This is a genomic window from Exiguobacterium sp. UBA3968 (genome assembly GCF_002385115.1).
GTDB lineage: Bacteria > Bacillota > Bacilli > Exiguobacteriales > Exiguobacteriaceae > Exiguobacterium_A.
Genome location: NZ_DGCW01000005.1, coordinates 199,958 through 216,773, shown reverse-complemented (window position 1 = coordinate 216,773; position 16,816 = coordinate 199,958). Strand labels below are relative to the sequence as shown.

General features: G+C 45.1%; 14 protein-coding genes and 2 tRNA genes. 3 read left to right on the top strand and 13 right to left on the bottom strand.

Annotated elements, in window-relative coordinates:
- Positions 1-28: 28 nt before the first annotated feature.
- The 13 genes from B3S86_RS02730 to B3S86_RS02670 form a co-directional block, all read right to left on the bottom strand.
- Positions 29-2,212: a 1,4-alpha-glucan branching protein domain-containing protein gene (locus B3S86_RS02730; protein WP_290748882.1), complete on the bottom strand. Its 2,184-nt coding sequence runs from the start codon at positions 2,210-2,212 to the stop codon at positions 29-31.
- Between the two features lie 31 nt (positions 2,213-2,243).
- A complete protein-coding gene (locus tag B3S86_RS02725; RefSeq protein ID WP_290748879.1) occupies positions 2,244-2,969 on the bottom strand; it encodes a DUF4912 domain-containing protein in 726 nt (241 codons plus the stop codon).
- Positions 2,970-3,076: 107 nt separating this feature from the next.
- Positions 3,077-3,739, bottom strand: a complete 663-nt coding sequence (phoU, locus tag B3S86_RS02720) for a phosphate signaling complex protein PhoU (protein WP_035409154.1) — start codon at positions 3,737-3,739, stop codon at positions 3,077-3,079.
- 18 nt (positions 3,740-3,757) lie between these two features.
- Positions 3,758-4,534, bottom strand: coding sequence for a phosphate ABC transporter ATP-binding protein PstB (gene pstB, locus B3S86_RS02715; RefSeq protein WP_052019099.1), 777 nt, complete (start codon positions 4,532-4,534; stop codon positions 3,758-3,760).
- A 95-nt stretch (positions 4,535-4,629) separates the two neighbouring features.
- Complete coding sequence (gene pstA, locus B3S86_RS02710; RefSeq protein ID WP_035409158.1) at positions 4,630-5,538, bottom strand: phosphate ABC transporter permease PstA; 909 nt, start codon at positions 5,536-5,538, stop codon at positions 4,630-4,632.
- A gap of 1 nt (position 5,539) precedes the next feature.
- On the bottom strand, positions 5,540-6,481 hold the full coding sequence (gene pstC / locus B3S86_RS02705; protein ID WP_035409160.1) for a phosphate ABC transporter permease subunit PstC: 942 nt from the start codon (positions 6,479-6,481) through the stop codon (positions 5,540-5,542).
- Positions 6,482-6,570: 89 nt separating this feature from the next.
- Positions 6,571-7,515: a PstS family phosphate ABC transporter substrate-binding protein gene (locus tag B3S86_RS02700; RefSeq protein WP_035409162.1), complete on the bottom strand. Its 945-nt coding sequence runs from the start codon at positions 7,513-7,515 to the stop codon at positions 6,571-6,573.
- A gap of 226 nt (positions 7,516-7,741) precedes the next feature.
- Positions 7,742-9,814 carry a peptidoglycan D,D-transpeptidase FtsI family protein gene (locus B3S86_RS02695; RefSeq protein WP_035409164.1) on the bottom strand — a complete coding sequence of 691 codons (2,073 nt, stop codon included), beginning with the start codon at positions 9,812-9,814 and terminating at the stop codon, positions 7,742-7,744.
- 133 nt (positions 9,815-9,947) lie between these two features.
- The gene (locus tag B3S86_RS02690; protein WP_035409166.1) at positions 9,948-10,556 is read right to left on the bottom strand and encodes a superoxide dismutase; all 609 of its coding nucleotides are present in this window, start codon (positions 10,554-10,556) and stop codon (positions 9,948-9,950) included.
- 93 nt (positions 10,557-10,649) lie between these two features.
- Complete coding sequence (locus B3S86_RS02685) at positions 10,650-12,110, bottom strand: alpha-amylase (protein ID WP_035409168.1); 1,461 nt, start codon at positions 12,108-12,110, stop codon at positions 10,650-10,652.
- Positions 12,111-12,225: 115 nt separating this feature from the next.
- A tRNA-Ile gene (locus B3S86_RS02680) sits at positions 12,226-12,299 on the bottom strand.
- Positions 12,300-12,310: 11 nt separating this feature from the next.
- Positions 12,311-12,384, bottom strand: a tRNA-Met gene (locus B3S86_RS02675).
- A gap of 126 nt (positions 12,385-12,510) precedes the next feature.
- On the bottom strand, positions 12,511-14,154 hold the full coding sequence (locus B3S86_RS02670) for a Na/Pi cotransporter family protein (RefSeq protein WP_035409170.1): 1,644 nt from the start codon (positions 14,152-14,154) through the stop codon (positions 12,511-12,513).
- Between the two features lie 207 nt (positions 14,155-14,361).
- On the opposite strand from B3S86_RS02670, the gene B3S86_RS02665 reads away from it, so the two are divergent.
- From B3S86_RS02665 to B3S86_RS02655, 3 genes are all read left to right on the top strand, one after another.
- The gene (locus B3S86_RS02665; RefSeq protein ID WP_290748867.1) at positions 14,362-14,847 is read left to right on the top strand and encodes a hypothetical protein; all 486 of its coding nucleotides are present in this window, start codon (positions 14,362-14,364) and stop codon (positions 14,845-14,847) included.
- Between the two features lie 167 nt (positions 14,848-15,014).
- Entirely contained in the window at positions 15,015-16,124 is a 1,110-nt protein-coding gene (ispG, locus tag B3S86_RS02660) for a flavodoxin-dependent (E)-4-hydroxy-3-methylbut-2-enyl-diphosphate synthase (protein WP_035409173.1), read from the top strand.
- A 98-nt stretch (positions 16,125-16,222) separates the two neighbouring features.
- A complete protein-coding gene (locus tag B3S86_RS02655; RefSeq protein ID WP_231496878.1) occupies positions 16,223-16,792 on the top strand; it encodes a 5' nucleotidase, NT5C type in 570 nt (189 codons plus the stop codon).
- Positions 16,793-16,816: the final 24 nt, after the last annotated feature.

The following is a 16,816-nucleotide window of genomic DNA, read 5'->3' as shown; positions in this document are numbered from 1 at the left end:
ACCAAGAAAGGAAAGGAATTGCAACTGTTCATCCGTTCTTTTTCGGATTCGTCACGTGTTGATATGGTTTTTCAAGGTTCTCTTCAAAACGAAGGGGTTTCTTTTCAACGTGATACTCCTGTTCCACCCCGTTGCGTGACTCTTCCCGTTCTAGATAAACGACAGCCGATTGACGCAATGCGTCTCCTTCAAGTCGTTTTAACGCAACGACCAGACCACCTGAACGATCCGGAGAACGCTCACTCTCGACATCATAAACATTACTGACGAGTGGCAACTCTTTCATCTTGGCGATTGCCTGGGCAGCTGACGCTGTTTCCATATTGAAGTTATGAACGACTTGGAAGTCAACGATCTTCGCCAAGGCTTGCGCCTGACGCAAGAAGGCTAGATTTAACGCAGCCAGTTGATTGTATGTTTGAACGAGCGGTAGACCTGTCACTTGTACCCCGTATACATGTACACCCTCCTCGAATCGATACGCTTCAGGATGTTCCGTTACGACGTAGACGTTCTCTCCCGCTGCCGCTAGTCGTCTAGCTACATCACGAACTGGACGGTGAGATTGTTCGTAATCCCGAGTGAACATGAGAATACCATCCTTGTTCAAAGCAGCATCGCGTTTGACCGCAACATAATAGTCATGAGCCGTTAAGAAAACATCTGGTTCAATGTCTTCATCTTGCAAGAACGGATATTGTTGATAACGCCCTTCCAACCAGTCCATCGTTAATTCTTGTGCATCGAGACGACGTTCGGTTTCTTCAAAACGTAAGATATGCTCACGGAACCGGTTCGCAGCGTACTGTGCTGTCGTCTGTCCGTCTAAAATGAACGGCCAGTCACTTGAGACAGCAAGTAGATATTCTCGAATGAGCTGGCGTTTCGCCTTGACAGTCAATGCATCTTGATGACGATTTCGCGCAACGATTCCTGCTAGTCTCTTTTCGAGCTGGTGGAGATGGCGAATCATCCAGTCGTTGCGCTCGTTGATCCAGACTTCCGCATAGCCTTTTCGTCCCCACGTTCCCATCGCGACATGTGCCGTATCGATGTCTTGGAAGTGACGTTCGAGGAACATAGCTGGTGAAATCGACTCAATCGTCTGATCCTCTAGACGTTCCATCGCTTTACCAAGGAAATCAGGTCCTTCGAACCACCAGTGACCAAACAATTCAGCATCAAATGGTGCTGTGACGAGAAATGGCGGGAAGTCTTGTCCTTGATATGCATCTAAATGTTCACCAAGTGCTTGAGCAAAATCTGCTGCATGCTCACTTGTTCGTTGCCATGCCCAGTCACGTACGTAATAGTCTTTTTGATCCGTCTCACCTGTTACACGATGCAATTTCAACCCGGTATCATAACGTAAGCCTTCCGGATGCATGAACTCAGCAATTTGATCCCATTCTCGATCATAAGCGAGATCCCGATAAAACTCACGATAATCAGGATGTCCCGGATACCCGATGACAGAACTCCAGATTTTTCCGGAAATGATTTGATCACGCGGGAAGAGTGCTACGCCGTGTGGAGAATAGACGGGTGCTCCGATTCCGTGTTTTGGTGCTGGATCGGCGTTTAAAATCGAATGTTCATCGACGAACGTATAGCGAATGCCTTCCTCATATAAAATCCGATCAAGTCCTGGCGTATAGGCACATTCCGGCATCCAAAGACCTGATGGACGGAATCCGTAATGGCGTTCAAAACAGTTCAAGCCTGTCTGAATTTCAGAGCGCGCCGCTTGTTCAGACAACATGTGAGGACTGAACCCGTGTGTCGCCGTACAGGTGATCAAATCAAGATAGCCTTGCTCTTTGTAATGGCGGAATGCCCGGTTCAAATCTTTTTCCCAGTGAAGGAACGTATTCAATAAATCTTGATAGCGGTCTTGATAGAATAAAAGAGCATCTCGTTCCTTTTGGTCAAGCTCTCGTTCCAGTTCCTGACGAATCAAACGTAATGTGTCCTCGATATGCTCGATGTAGCGGTCTTGAATCAGTGGATCGGCAAGCATCTCGATGACCGGCGGTGAAATACTGACTGTCCAACCGAGCGGACGTGATAAGCGGTCGACTTCCCACAATAATGGAATGTAGGTTTCTGAAATCGCTTCATACATCCACCGTTCCTCGAGACGATGCGCCTCTTCATGACGGATATATGGTAGGTGTGCATGTAAGACGAGTGAAAAATATCCTTTTCGCATAGCTTCTCTTCCTTTCCTCTCTCTAATTCCATTATCGGACGCGATCGAAATAAGAATACGGGCGTAATACCTCGACCCATTCCGGCTGTTCGACCTCACCGTATTGCCAATGATGCACGACTTCGGCGAAGCGTCCGTCTGTGACTGGTTCGTCACGTGGTGTCTCGACTGGTTTCGAACGTAGTACTGGAACGAAATCTCCATCAATCGTTTGAATGCCCCATTCAATGATGTATGTAGTATTCGGGGCAACTGGTCGAACGAACCAAGCATTCGTCATCTCAGGCAGTTCGAACTGATACGTACGATTCGCTTGTCCTTGTTCGTAATCGACGAGTGTGACGTCAATGATGCGTAACTCTTTACGGAACGAATCAAATGTCGTGTGATAATGCGTTTCTAACAACTGTTTCGACAGTTCAGACAATTCCCAGTAGACATATAACGCAGTCGGTGACTGAACGATCGCATGGAGAATATCATCTTCATAATGCGTCGCCATTCCAAACGCATCACGTTCGAGTGATGGCATCACTTGCACAGACGGTACGACATCTAATACCGGTGCAGTCGACTTTTTGGTCTGTTTGACAGTTTTTGATTTTACTTTCGGTGCTTCTACAGTTGGTTGATCTGTCAATGATTTACGATATTTGGTCCAAGCATATTTAATTTTTCCTTCAGTCGTATCCAATTGTGCTGCGATTTGTTTTGTTGTCAGCCCTTGTTCTTTCATTTTAATGATTTGCTCAAGCATTCCCAATCACCTCTCTGTCATTATTCACTTCTTTCCTATTCTACAAACGTGTTTCGAATCCCTTTACAAAAAAAGTAGGCAGAGGAAATTCCTCCTGCCTACTTAGTTCACCCATTTAAATCATAATGTTTTCCTTTTTCGAGATAGATCAGATGTTCCCCGACGTTCGTCAAGTGGTCACCCATTCGCTCGATATATCGGCAAATGTTCGTGAATTGCATGACTTCATCGACAACGATCGGTTGCAAGGACATATGACGCATATACTGACGGAGCGCCTTGTATGTCGTCTCATCGATGACATTGTCTAGATCAGACAGTGCTTTTGCTTTTTCGACATCTCCATCACGATATGCAACGATTGCGGTTTCCGTCATATCGAGTAATGTCTCAAACGCTTCCTTCAACAAGGAGATATCGATGACGTATGGAAATGTTTCGACACGAAGGACTGCTTTTGAAATATTTCCTGCATAATCCGCAATCCGCTCGAGATCCGATGAAATCTTCATCGCCGTGATGATCCGTCGTAAATCCGTCGCAACTGGTTGTTGCTTCGCGATTAAGAGGATCGCATCATCGTTGATTTCGAGTTCAAGATCATCGAGTTCATTGTCGTTCGCAATGACACCACGTGCGATATCTTGATCATATTTTTCGAGCGCCTCTGCTGTCGTTGCGATTTGTTGCATCGTTTTTCGCGCTAGTAAAAAGACTTTTTGATCGAGTATTGCAAGGTTTTCTCCAAAAATTGTACGGTTCGCTGCCATTCGTCTCGTCTCCCCTTCTTATCCGAATCGTCCTGAAATGTAATCTTCCGTCCGTTTGTCGGTCGGATTTCCAAAGATCCGGTCTGTTTGATCGAACTCGACGACTTCACCATTCAAGAAGAATGCTGTTTTGTCAGATACACGTGCAGCTTGCTGCATGTTGTGCGTGACGATGATAATTGAGTAGTCCGATTTCAACTCTTGGACGAGTTCTTCTACTTTTAATGTAGAAATCGGGTCCAGTGCCGATGTCGGCTCATCCATCAAAATGACATCCGGCTCGATCGCGAGGCAACGCGCGATACAGAGACGTTGTTGTTGACCACCCGAAAGACCGTAGGCATTTTCATTTAAGCGATCTTTGACTTCATCCCAAATCGCTGCTCGGCGTAAACTACGTTCCACGATCTCATCAAGGATTTTTTTGTTTTTAACGCCATGGACACGTGGACCATATGCGATGTTATCGTAAATTGATTTTGGGAATGGATTCGGTTGCTGAAAGACCATTCCGACAGACGTCCGTAATTCTTCAACACCATACTCTTTTTCAAAGATATTACGTCCGTGATACTCAATGACACCATTCGTCCGCACGATCGGAACGAGTTCGACCATCCGGTTCAATGTTTTGATGAATGTCGATTTACCGCATCCTGACGGTCCAATAATTGCCGTAACTTCATTTTTTTTGATATCAAGATTGACATCTTTAAGCGCGTGATCGTCACCGTACCATAAATTTAAATTTTTAACGTTATAGACGCTCTCGCGTGCTACTACTGGTTGGTTCATACGCTCTGCCCCTTCTGTGACGACTGATTTCGTATTCAGCTTCGTATCCATCATCTGTCTTCCTCCTTAAAAGAAATCCCTTCTATCTCGTTCGATTAATAGCGTTTAGAAAATCGGTTCCGAATCCAGATCGCAAGCGAGTTCATCGTCAAGAGAATGACCATCAAGATGATGATTCCTGCTGCTGCAAGACCTTGGAAGTCCGCTTGTGGACGACTTGTCCAGTTATAGATTTGAATCGGTAATGCCGTGAACTCTGAAAAGATCCCTTCTGGCGCACGGGCGATGAAAATGGCAGCTCCGACCATGATCAACGGTGCTGTCTCACCGATCGCTCGGGATACAGCTAAGATGATTCCTGTAATGACTCCCGGAAGTGATGCCGGAAGAACGACTTTGAACGTCGTTTGCCATTTCGATGCACCGAGTGCGAGTGATGCATGGCGCATCGCTTGTGGCACGGCGCGAATTGCTTCTTGAGAAGAAACGATGACGACCGGAAGACTCATCAATGCGAGTGTCAAAGCTCCAGCAATCAACGTCGAACCGAAGCCCATATTACGGACGAAGAACGTTAATCCGAGTAAACCAAAGACGATCGACGGAACACCTGCGAGGTTCGAGATATTGACCTCGATGAACGATGTCATCCGACTCTTTTTTGCATATTCTTCTAAATAAATTGCTGCTCCAACACCAATGATGAAAATCATCGGGATGATCAGGAGCATCAAGAAGATCGATCCCATTAACGCTGGATAGATTCCGGCACGTTCCGCACGACGAGATGGTGCGTTTTGTAGAAATTCAAGTGATAACCACGAAGCACCGTCACGGATGACGCCGAATAGGAGAATACCTAAGACGACGAGACCGAAAAACAGACCGACGAGGAAAATGACTTTCGTTACATTGTTGACGACGAGGCGTTGGCTAATGGATTTCTTAACTGCGACCGGGTCGATGAATTTTTTTGTGACAGGTTGCTTTTCTGGTAAGGCCATCTTAATACTCCTCTCTGAAGCGGCGTGTGATCCAGTTCGCGAGTAAGTTCATCAATAACGTAAAGACGAACAAGAGCGTACCAACCGCATAGATACTGTAATATTCAACTGTTCCAAATCCAGCATCGCCTAAAGCGACCTGAACGATATACGCAGTCATCGTCTGGACCGGCTCGAGTGGATTAACAGCAGCTGTCGGATTCGAACCACCAGCGATCGTCACGATCATCGTCTCACCAATTGCCCGAGACATTCCGAGTACGATTGAAGCAATGATTCCGGACAAGGCAGCGGGAACAACGACTTTTAATGCGACTTCAAGACGTGTCGAACCAAGAGCAAGCGCACCGTCACGAATTTTTTTAGGAACAGAGCTCATCGCATCCTCAGAAATCGAGGCGATCATTGGAATGATCATGATACCGACGACGATCCCCGGACTGAGCGCATTGTAGATTTGAATGCCTGGAATTAATTTAACGAGTAGTGGTGTGACGAACGTCAACGCGAAGAATCCGAAAACGATCGTCGGAACACCAGCTAAGACTTCTAAAATCGGTTTTAAGATACGGCGTGCACGGTCTGACGCATACTCACTTAAATAAATCGCAGACGTGAGGCCGATCGGCACGGCAACTAGCATCGCAATCACGGTAATCTCAAGTGTACCGACGACAAGCGGCCAAATCCCATACTCTGGTTGAGAGTTCAGTGGATACCAGCTCGTACTGCCGAAAAATTCCTTGAACGGAACGACTTCAAAGAAATGCTCGGTTTCAATGACTAACGTGAGAATGATGCCGATGGTCGTAACGACCGAGACGAACGCACACAGAAATAAAACGATCGGCATGATGCGTTCCATGACGTTTTTCACACTGAATTTTTGCTGTCGGTTCTGTTGAATCAGCTCGCGAACCGATTTATTGGGTGTTGAATTCATCCTTCTTCGCTCCCTACTCCTTCTTGACATGAGAACGGGACCCAACCGGTACAGACTTCCCCGGTTGGGCCATCCTCATGACTCGATGATTATTTCATTGCATCTTCGATTGCTTTTGTGTTTTCATCGTAACGATCTTGTGGCATTTTGATATAACCGACTTCTTCAGCTAAATCTCCAGCGTTTTCGTTCGTGAATTTCACGAAGTCTGCCACCTGTTTTTTATCGTTCAATGATTTGTTGTTGACGTACGTGTAGATTTCACGTGACAGCGGGTAAGATAAATCCTTGATTGTTTCTGGTGTTGGATCGACAGCATCTTTTCCTTCAGCTGAAAGTGGTACTTCTTTTAACTTATCTTTATTTTCAGCGTAGTAGGCATAACCGAAGTAACCGATCGCACCTTTCGTTCCTTCAACCCCTTTGACGAGTACATTATCGTCCTCAGACAGTTGAACGTCTTTACGCATGTCTTTCTTCTCAAGTACTTTTTCAGAGAAGAAGTCGAATGTTCCTGAATCTTTCCCTGGGCTGAAGAACTTCAGTGGTTCAGCCGGATAAGAAGAATCAACATCTTTCCAAGTCTTAACGTTTGGGTCGAGCCAAATCTTTTCGAGTTGATCAAGCGAGAGTTCTTTTACCCATGTATTATCTTTGCTGACTGCAACAGTTAGACCATCATATGCAAGTGAAAGTTTTGTATATTCGATGTTGTTCTTTTTCGCTTCAGCTGCTTCTTCTTCTTTAATTTCACGCGATGCGTTCGAAAGATCCGTTTCACCGACGACGAAGCGTTTGAATCCGCCACCCGTACCAGAGACACCGACTGTGACATTTACGTCAGGTTGTTCCGTTGAATATTCTTCACCGACAGCTTCCATGATCGGGAAGACTGTAGAAGAACCGTCGATTGCGATTTTCCCTTTTAAATCAGATGAACTAGCAGAACCGCCTTTATCGTTACCACATGCTGCCCCCACTACTGCGATTGATGCTACCGTTGTAATGAGTGCTGTTTTTTTCATCCAAGACATGATTAATTTTCCTCCTCGAAAGTATGTCGCTGACGATGCTACGACTTTTTATCCGTTTTCCTTACAAGACTTATACTACGGATGAACTATTAAAACGAAATGAATCCAACGTAAAAGAATTGTAAAGGCGTGTTTTTTAGTGTTTACAATTCGAAATCCATTACAAAAAAAGGTCAATACAAACAAAAAAAACGAGAGTGATTGCTCACCCTCGCTTAGTTTCTAGTTAATTTGGCTTAGTCTGCCACGGTACGTCCTTTACGTTGAAGTACGCTTTGACAAGATCATGACCGATTTTCGAGTTGACAGTCTCTTGTTCCATATAAGGAAGGAACACGGCCCACGCCATCTCTGGATTGTCATACGGTGCCCAACCGACAAGATTCGAGTTCAATGAACGAACCGGTTGCCCGCTTCCGTCACGTAAGGCGATTCCGTCATCCCCATAGACGCTGACCTGTGCAGTACCTGTTTTTGCTGCAGCATCGATTCCAGTTTGTGCGATGACTTTGGCTGTACCACGCTCACCTTTTACAACACGGTGCAACCCTTCCCGGACATGATCAATATTATCTTGACTGACTTCAATCCGGTTCAGATAATTCGTTTTAAAGCTGTAATCGACTTTTTTCGTACCCTTTTCAATCGAGTTCGACGCCAATACTTCTTTTAAGAAGTGAGGCTGAACTCGATAACCACCGTTCGCAAGTGTTGAAATGTACTGCGCGACTTGAAGCGGCGTAAAGGCATCGTACTGACCAATGACTCGGTCCATCAACAACGTGACACGGTCTGGCGTCCCTTGAACACCTTTTGCTTCGTAAGGCAAATCAACACCTGTCGTCACCCCAAGACCGAACTGACTATAGTAATTCTGCATGATGGCAGCTGCTCCATCCACGCTCGCACCAGCAATCCCATTGCTCGGATATTTCGCCATCCGCATCGCAATGTTAAACATATAGACGTTCGACGAGCGCTCAAGCGCCGTTAAATCCGTAATCGGTCCCATGTTAACATATGATCCTTTTTTTGTACCTCCGATTGTGATCGGCGCATCGTTGATGACTTCGTTTTGACGAATGACACCTTCCTGTAGTCCCATCGCAACTGTCGCACCCTTGATCGTTGAACCGATTTGAAGAGACGTCAAGACATTATTAATCGCTACATCCGTGAACTTCCCAGTCGAAGGATCAAGCTTTTGACCTGACATCGCTAAAATCTCACCAGTTTGTGGATTCATGACGACGGCATATCCTTCTTTTAAATAACGACTACCCATGCCACGACCCATTTTGATCGCTTGTTGCATGATTTGATCTACTTTTTTGTTGTATTCCGCATCAACGGTTAGAACGAGGTCCTTCCCGGACTCGCCTTCTTCACGTTTTGGATCACCGACCGGTTCTCCATTAAACGTTTCGTACACATCGTATGCCGGTTTCCCGCGCAGAAGATCTTCGTACTGTTGCTCAAGGAACGAAGTCCCGACACGATCATTCAAACTATATCCTTTTGCTTTGAACTCCGCTTGTTGTTCTGCCGGAATCTTCGAGTACTTTCCGAAGATGTTTCGAAGTGTTCCTTCATACGGATAAGAGCGTTCGTAAAACGGTTCAACCGATACACCTTTCAAATCTTCTAAATTTTCATCGATGATTGCCATCTCTTTTGCAGACGCACCGAGCTTGACGAGTTGTGGATCAAGCGCATAACCGACTTCCATGTTATGTTTGATCGCAATGACTTCCATCGTCTTATCATCGTAATCAATATCTTTTTTCGTGATCGCATCCAGGCGGATTTGATCTTGTTCCGCAATCGAAAGCTTACTTTGTGCTTCCGTTGAAGGATACTTCTTTTTCACTGCTGCTTGGTAACGACGATCCGACTCTTTCGTGTTCGTCGCGACCCAAAAATCCTTGATGTCACGTTCCGTGACTTTCCAGTCTTTTTTAGGCAGATCAATGATTGCTGCGAGACGCTGCGCGATTTCAATACGTTCATCTACTTTCGTCGATTGTGCGCGACGATATACAATGGAGTATTTAGAAATTGTATCGACAAGTAGACGACCATCCCGGTCATAAATCTTACCACGTGGTACTTCATACTTTGATGCAGTCATCTCCGTTTTTTGGACTTCCCGCGAAATTTTTTCACCATTGACGATTTGAACGACTCCTAGACGGAAAATCAAAATCGCAAACAATAAAAAAACGACGAAGAACATTAAATTCAGACGAAGCGGCAGATGATTACGCCGTCTTCCTCGTACGGTGATTCGTTTAGCCATGGCGTACTCCCCTATCGTTCAAAAGTCATCTTGTTTCATTATATAGAAGGAAACTTTCCATAACAACCTATCCCATGATTTTCCGCATTAAAAAAAGCGTATCGTTCACAATTGAACGATACGCTTCTTTCCATTACTTCGCGTCAGCGTAAAGCTTCGCTACGTGGTCCCAATCAACGACGTTGAAGAATGCATTGATGTAATCCGGACGACGGTTTTGATAGTTGAGATAGTATGCATGTTCCCAAACATCAAGACCAAGGATTGGCGTTTTGCCTTCCATGACTGGTGTATCTTGGTTTGGAGTCGAAACGACTGCCAATTTCCCACCGTCAACGATCAACCAAGCCCAACCAGAACCGAAACGAGTTGTTGCTGCTTTTGCGAACGCATCTTTAAATGCATCAAATGATCCGAATGCTTCGTCGATTGCTGTTGCAAGTTCCCCTGTTGGAGCAGCGCCATCGTTCTTCTTCAACAATTTCCAGAAGAATGAGTGGTTCCAGTGACCGCCACCGTTGTTACGGACTGCAGTTTGAATGTTTGCTGGGAGAGCATCCAAGTTTTGAAGAAGTTCTTCAAGTGACTTTCCTTCATGTTCTGTACCCTCAAGCGCCGTATTCACGTTCGTGACATACGTGTTGTGGTGTTTCGTGTGGTGAATCTCCATCGTACGAGCATCGATATGTGGCTCAAGCGCATCATAAGCGTAGCCGAGTTCTGGTAATTCAAATTTTGACATGTTCATGTCCCCCTTTGTGCTATTTTCGAAAACTTCAATACCCTTTAAGACTAGCAAAAGTACCTGTGTTGACGCAAGTCAAGACCCTCGGATTTACTCGACTTCTTGCGGAGCAAAAACAGAGACGCCTCCGCCCGGAACCGGGAAGACACCAAATCCTTCTTCGTCAATCACGACTGGATGATCTTGATGGTTTGTATAGTCGAACCATTCTTGACCCGCACGCTCTTCACCGACGAACATGCGTTTCTCGCACATGTCGGCGTTCGAAAGCAACACGGCACAACCTGAGTTCTCGATTTCATCGACACCAAGACGAACCCAGCCTACACAGTGCGGGTCATCAAGATAATCCTGTTGTTCTCCGTATGCTTTATGATAGCGCGTATAGAGCAGGGCATTGATCATCTCTTTTTTTCCTTCGACAGGGGTCGGTCCTTGGACGCCATAGTAATCCCCGTAAAAGACACATGGATATCCGTCCTTACGTAACAAGATCGCTGCATAGGCATGTTGCTTGAACCAGTCATCCACCCATGATTCTAGCGACTCGCCAGGCTGTGAATCGTGATTGTCGACGAACGTCACGGCATTCGTCGGATGCGACTCGACGAGCGTATCCGCAAACAATGTCGTTAAATCAAATTTTTCTCCCTGCTTGGAAGCTTCATGGAATTTATAATGAAGCGGAACATCAAACAAATCAATCGTGTAGTCGACACTGTCTAGGAAATGACGGCAATCGTCGAGATCTGACTTCCAAAACTCGCCGACCATGTAAAAATCGCCTTCGCTGCTTTCCATCATCGATTTCGCGAATTCACGGACAAATTCATAGTTGATATGCTTGATTGCATCAAGACGGAAGCCTTGGCAATCGATCGTGTCCTTGAACCAGTGTCCCCAACGGATCATTTCTTCCCGTACCGTCGGATGATTGTAGTCGATGTTTGCAAACATGAGGTAATCATAATTGCCGAACTCATCATCTACTTGGTTGTTCCAATCTTTATTATTTCCGGAAATCTTAAAGATCCCTGTTTTTTCTTCGCGCGCGTCAAAATCCGTTCCATTGAAGAATTCGTGTGTCCAGACGAAATCCGAATACTTTCCATTACGACCTGGGAAAGTAAACTTCGTCCACGCATCGATTTCAAACTCTTCTGAAATTTCTTTCGATCGGTCTTCTGGATTGACTTCCACTACTTTAATCGTTTCGAGTTCGTCTGCTGCAGCTTTATGGTTCATGACAACATCCGCATAAACAGCGATATCGTTCTCATGGGCAACTTCGATTGCTTCGACCAGTTCATCCTTTGTGCCATATTTCGTCCGGACCGTTCCTTTTTGATCGAACTCGCCTAAGTCATAGACATCATAGATGCCGTATCCTGTATCTTCATCCGACTGACCTTTCGATGCTGGGGGAATCCACACGGACGTGATGCCAGCAGCACGCAATTCAGGCGCTCGTTCTTTCAAACGTTGCCAGTGCTTTCCATCATTCTCTACATGCCACTCGAAAAACTGCATCATCGTATGGTTACGTTCCATCTCTCTTCGCTCTCCCTTAGTTACTATAGTATGAATATTATTACAATACCTTTACTATTCCCCGAGCGAACAAAAATAAACGCTTCCCGTTTGCAACGAGAAGCGTTCAACCAAATGGACCCTGCAGGACTCGAACCTGCGACCGGACGGTTATGAGCCGTCAGCTCTAACCAGCTGAGCTAAGGGTCCTTAAGTAATAGTAGCGGCGGAGGGAGTCGAACCCACGACCTCACGGGTATGAACCGTACGCTCTAGCCAGCTGAGCTACACCGCCATGATGTATGTTTCTTACTCTTATTAGATTACGAGATGTGACGAAACTTGTCAATATGCTATTTCAAAAAAATAAACAGCTGATTTCATTTTTTTCGAAATCAGCTGTTTTAAAATAAGTCTACGCTTAGTTCATTAATGCTGTCCGCTGTTCAAGGACGAGATCCGTGATGTTCACAGCGTGATCGCCGATTCGTTCAAGGTTTGAAAGTAAGTCGACGAAGATCATTCCCGCTTGTCCTGTACATTCACCAGCATTCACGCGAAGTACATGCTGTTTACGGAATGAACGTTCGAATGCATCAAGTTTCCCTTCAAGTTCAAGAACTTTTCGTGCCCGCGTGACATCGTCTTCTTCGACGGCGCGAATCGCACAAGCGACGATTTCTTGTGTCAGGACATACATCTCATCAAGCTCTCGCTTCGCAGATGTGGTGAACTGAATCCGGTTGACGATCTGGAAGTCGATTAATTCAACGATATTCTCAACATGATCACCAATCCGCTCAAAGTCATTGACGGCGTGCATCAATAACGAATGATCGTTTGATTCACGTTCTGATAAATCATGTGCTGCTATTTTAACGAGATAACTCGTCACTTCTGTATTCAGGTAGTTGATCGCATATTCAATCTGCTCGGATTCTGAAACATCTTTTTTATCATGCGATTGCGTGTAACGGTGTGCTTTTGCAAGTGCGTCTTTTGAGAATTCACCCATACGCAAAACTTCAAGTTTCGCTTGGTTTAAGGCAAGCGCAGAAGATTGATTTAAGATGTTTTGATCGAGATGACGCGGTTTTGAATCGATCGTCGTATCCGTACCTGGTACGATTTTTTGAACGAGCCATGCGATTTGTGCGATGAACCAACATTGAATCAATGTGTTGACGACATTGAACGTTCCGTGTGCAAAAGCAATTTGCATTTTCGGTTCTAAACCAAGCGCATCTGTAATCCATGCGATGAAGCTTGAGAACACTGGTAATGCGATCAAGAACAAAATTGTTCCGATGATATTGAAGATGACGTGTGCGGCGGCTGTCCGTTTGGCTGCGATCGACGCACCAAGTGCTGCAAGTACTGCCGTAATCGTTGTTCCAATGTTATCACCGAACAAGACCGGTAGTGCCGCTTTGATATCGATCATGTCACCAGCATACAACTCCTGTAAGATACCAATCGTCGCAGATGACGACTGAACAAGAACTGTAAAGATAGTTCCGACGAATACACCAAGCAATGGGTTATCCGACATCGAGACAGTCAACTCTCGGAACCAGGCACTTGATTCGAGCGGAGCCATCCCGTCCCCCATCAATGTGAGGCCGTAAAACAATGCACCGAAACCAAAGAAAATCTGTCCGATATACTGAACACGTTCTTTATTGAAGAAGAAGATCAAGAAAGCACCAATGGCGATTGCCGGAAGTGCCGCTTCTTTAACATTGAACCCGATGATAAAGGCCGTGATCGTCGTACCGATGTTCGCTCCCATGACGACACCAATTGCTTGTCGTAAATTCATCAGACCTGCACTCACGAGTCCGACGACGATGACAGTCGTACCGGATGACGATTGAATCAATATCGTGACGACGATACCTGCTAAGATACCTAATAGTGGATTCGTCGTATACTTATCGAGGATATAACGTAATCGGTCTCCCGCTGTTTTTTGGAGACCATCTCCCATATACTTAATACCGAAAAGGAAAATCCCAAGTCCACCGATGAAGGTAAAAATCATTTCCTGCAAATCATAGTTCATCTTGCCAGCTCCTTTATTTGATGTGGATTGATGTGTTTGTAAAGTTTATTTTTTCGACCCCCCTATTATGTAAAGGTCTAATGAACTTGTAAACAGTTTTCCCGATATCCAATTGTTAAGGTTTTATTAATCTGTACCACTACAATAATTCCTTTATTTATGAACAAATAGACAAACCAAAAAATCTGTTATAAAACAATGGAAAGAGTGATATTCTTGTCTTTTTTACGTCAACTCATTAATTACTTACAAACTTCATTAATTCCAAACCGCTCGTTTTTACGACTTCGTCTATCAGATGTTTCTTTGTATTTCTGTGGATTGGCTTGGATTTCACTATGGACGACGATCATCGATTCCTTCTTTTTACAAAAAGATATTCCAATCGTGATTTGGTTCGTTCTCCACTTCATCTTCATCGCTATTGCGGTCTTACTGTATTTGCTCTTGATGGCATATTTGACGAAAGGATTCGTTCGTCTGTTACTCCCCCGCCCATGGGCATATCGTCAGACGTTCCCTTACACGGTTGCAACGAATCTATGGACCTTCCCCCTTGGCATGCTTCTTTACCAATTGGGGCATCATCAAATAGGAGTCGCTTTACTTATCCTCGGGCACTTCGTTTACACGTTGGTGCCATTATGGATCGCCCGTTCCCCGAAACCCCGCGCGTCACGTAAATCTCGATGAGTATCAAAATCAGGCGTCCGACGGATTGACGGACGCCTTACTTTCATTAAACAATTGTAAATGTTCGATTTTCGTTCTTGTTTCTCGATTTTTAGGGAATAGTTCGATATGATAGAAAAGGTAAACATAAACAATATGGCGGTATGCCACAAAAGGAGATTTTCGATATGCCGAAAATGGTCCATCGCTCTAAGACTCGTCCCGTTCGTGTAGGGGACCTTGTCATTGGTGGAAATAATGAAGTCATCATCCAAAGTATGACGACAACTAAAACACACGACGTCGAAGCGACAGTCGCTGAAATCCTACGTCTTGAAGAAGCTGGTTGCCAAATCGTCCGCGTCGCTTGTCCAGAAGAACGTGATGCGCTCGCACTTGCAGAAATCAAAAGCCGAATCAACATCCCGCTTGTCGTAGACATCCACTTCAACTATAAACTCGCGCTCATGGCGATCGAAGCTGGCGTCGATAAAATCCGGATCAACCCAGGTAATATCGGTCGCCGCGAAAAAGTCGAAGCCGTCGTGACAGCAGCAAAAGCGAAAAACATCCCAATCCGTATTGGGGTAAACGCTGGTTCACTCGAAAAGCACATTCTCGAAAAATACGGTTATCCAACAGCACGTGGTATGGTCGAAAGTGCTTTGCACCACATCAAGATCCTTGAAGACCTCGACTTCCATGACATCATCGTTTCATTGAAAGCATCAGACGTACAGTTGGCGCTTGAAGCATATCAACTTGCTTCTGAATCGTTTGACTATCCACTTCACGTAGGGATTACGGAATCGGGTCCACTTCGTTCTGGTTCATTAAAATCAGCAGCAGGACTTGGAGCGATCCTCTCACGCGGAATCGGAAATACGGTTCGTGTATCTCTTTCAGCGGACCCTGTCGAAGAAGTAAAAGTCGCAAAAGAAGTCTTGAAATCATTTGGTCTCGCAGCCAACGCTGCGACATTGATCTCATGTCCAACATGTGGTCGGATCGAAATCGATTTGATGTCGATCGCTGCAGAAATCGAAGACTATATCGAAAATATCCAAGCGAACATCAAAGTTGCTGTTCTTGGTTGTGCAGTCAACGGTCCTGGTGAAGCACGTGAAGCCGATATCGGTATCGCCGGCGCTCGCAACGAAGGATTGTTGTTCCGCCACGGAGAAATCATTCGTAAAGTACCAGAAGCAACAATGGTCGAAGAATTGAAAAAAGAGATCGATGCCATCGTCCTCGAAAAACAGGCTGAAAAAGAAGCCGAAAAAGCAAATCACGTATAAGATAGGGCTCCTCTTTGATGAGGAGTCTTTTTTCGTATCTCGATTTCGACTATGTTATACTAAGTGAAGAAAAATTCTTAGAACGTGGGTGACTGTAAATGAAAATTGGAATCGACATCGATGGAACGATCACACATCCATCCTCTTGCTTCACTTACATGAATAAACATCTCGGAACGTCGATTGACTTCAATCAGGCGTCTGAATATGAATTGCATACGTATACGGATATGAATCAAATCGAATTTTGGGACTACATGGTGAACTCCGGTCACGAGTCAGGAATTTATCGTGAGTCCATCCCTCAAGAACATGTTCGCCACCACTTATGGAATTTGCGGAAGCAATATGATCTCCATTACGTGACAGCACGATCGGAACTCGTTCGTCCTGTAACTGAAGAGTGGATCAAACAACATGAACTTCCTCTTGATTCCTTAATCATGACGGGATCACACGACAAAGTACAAGTCGTCCGTGATTTATCACTCGATTTGTTTATGGAAGATCGATTAGAGAATGCTGTGCAGATTGCAGAAGATACATTCATCCCTGTGATTTTGTTCGACGCACCTTATAACCGTAAAGCCGTACCGAATAATGTTATTCGTGTCGCTTCATGGAATGAGGCTGTTCAAGAGATTCAAAAATTTGCACCGATTCGTTAAAACAGCCGATTAGGCTGTTTTTTC

What these genes read in the sequence shown, in the direction of transcription:
- B3S86_RS02730 (WP_290748882.1), bottom strand. Translation starts at nt 2,212, where the DNA reads ATGCGAAAAGGATATTTTTCACTCGTCTTACATGCACACCTACCATAT.
- B3S86_RS02725 (WP_290748879.1), bottom strand. Translation starts at nt 2,969, where the DNA reads ATGCTTGAGCAAATCATTAAAATGAAAGAACAAGGGCTGACAACAAAA.
- phoU (WP_035409154.1), bottom strand. Translation starts at nt 3,739, where the DNA reads ATGGCAGCGAACCGTACAATTTTTGGAGAAAACCTTGCAATACTCGAT.
- pstB (WP_052019099.1), bottom strand. Translation starts at nt 4,534, where the DNA reads ATGAACCAACCAGTAGTAGCACGCGAGAGCGTCTATAACGTTAAAAAT.
- pstA (WP_035409158.1), bottom strand. Translation starts at nt 5,538, where the DNA reads ATGGCCTTACCAGAAAAGCAACCTGTCACAAAAAAATTCATCGACCCG.
- pstC (WP_035409160.1), bottom strand. Translation starts at nt 6,481, where the DNA reads ATGAATTCAACACCCAATAAATCGGTTCGCGAGCTGATTCAACAGAAC.
- B3S86_RS02700 (WP_035409162.1), bottom strand. Translation starts at nt 7,515, where the DNA reads ATGTCTTGGATGAAAAAAACAGCACTCATTACAACGGTAGCATCAATC.
- B3S86_RS02695 (WP_035409164.1), bottom strand. Translation starts at nt 9,814, where the DNA reads ATGGCTAAACGAATCACCGTACGAGGAAGACGGCGTAATCATCTGCCG.
- B3S86_RS02690 (WP_035409166.1), bottom strand. Translation starts at nt 10,556, where the DNA reads ATGTCAAAATTTGAATTACCAGAACTCGGCTACGCTTATGATGCGCTT.
- B3S86_RS02685 (WP_035409168.1), bottom strand. Translation starts at nt 12,110, where the DNA reads ATGGAACGTAACCATACGATGATGCAGTTTTTCGAGTGGCATGTAGAG.
- B3S86_RS02670 (WP_035409170.1), bottom strand. Translation starts at nt 14,154, where the DNA reads ATGAACTATGATTTGCAGGAAATGATTTTTACCTTCATCGGTGGACTT.
- ispG (WP_035409173.1), top strand. Translation starts at nt 15,015, where the DNA reads ATGCCGAAAATGGTCCATCGCTCTAAGACTCGTCCCGTTCGTGTAGGG.
- B3S86_RS02655 (WP_231496878.1), top strand. Translation starts at nt 16,223, where the DNA reads ATGAAAATTGGAATCGACATCGATGGAACGATCACACATCCATCCTCT.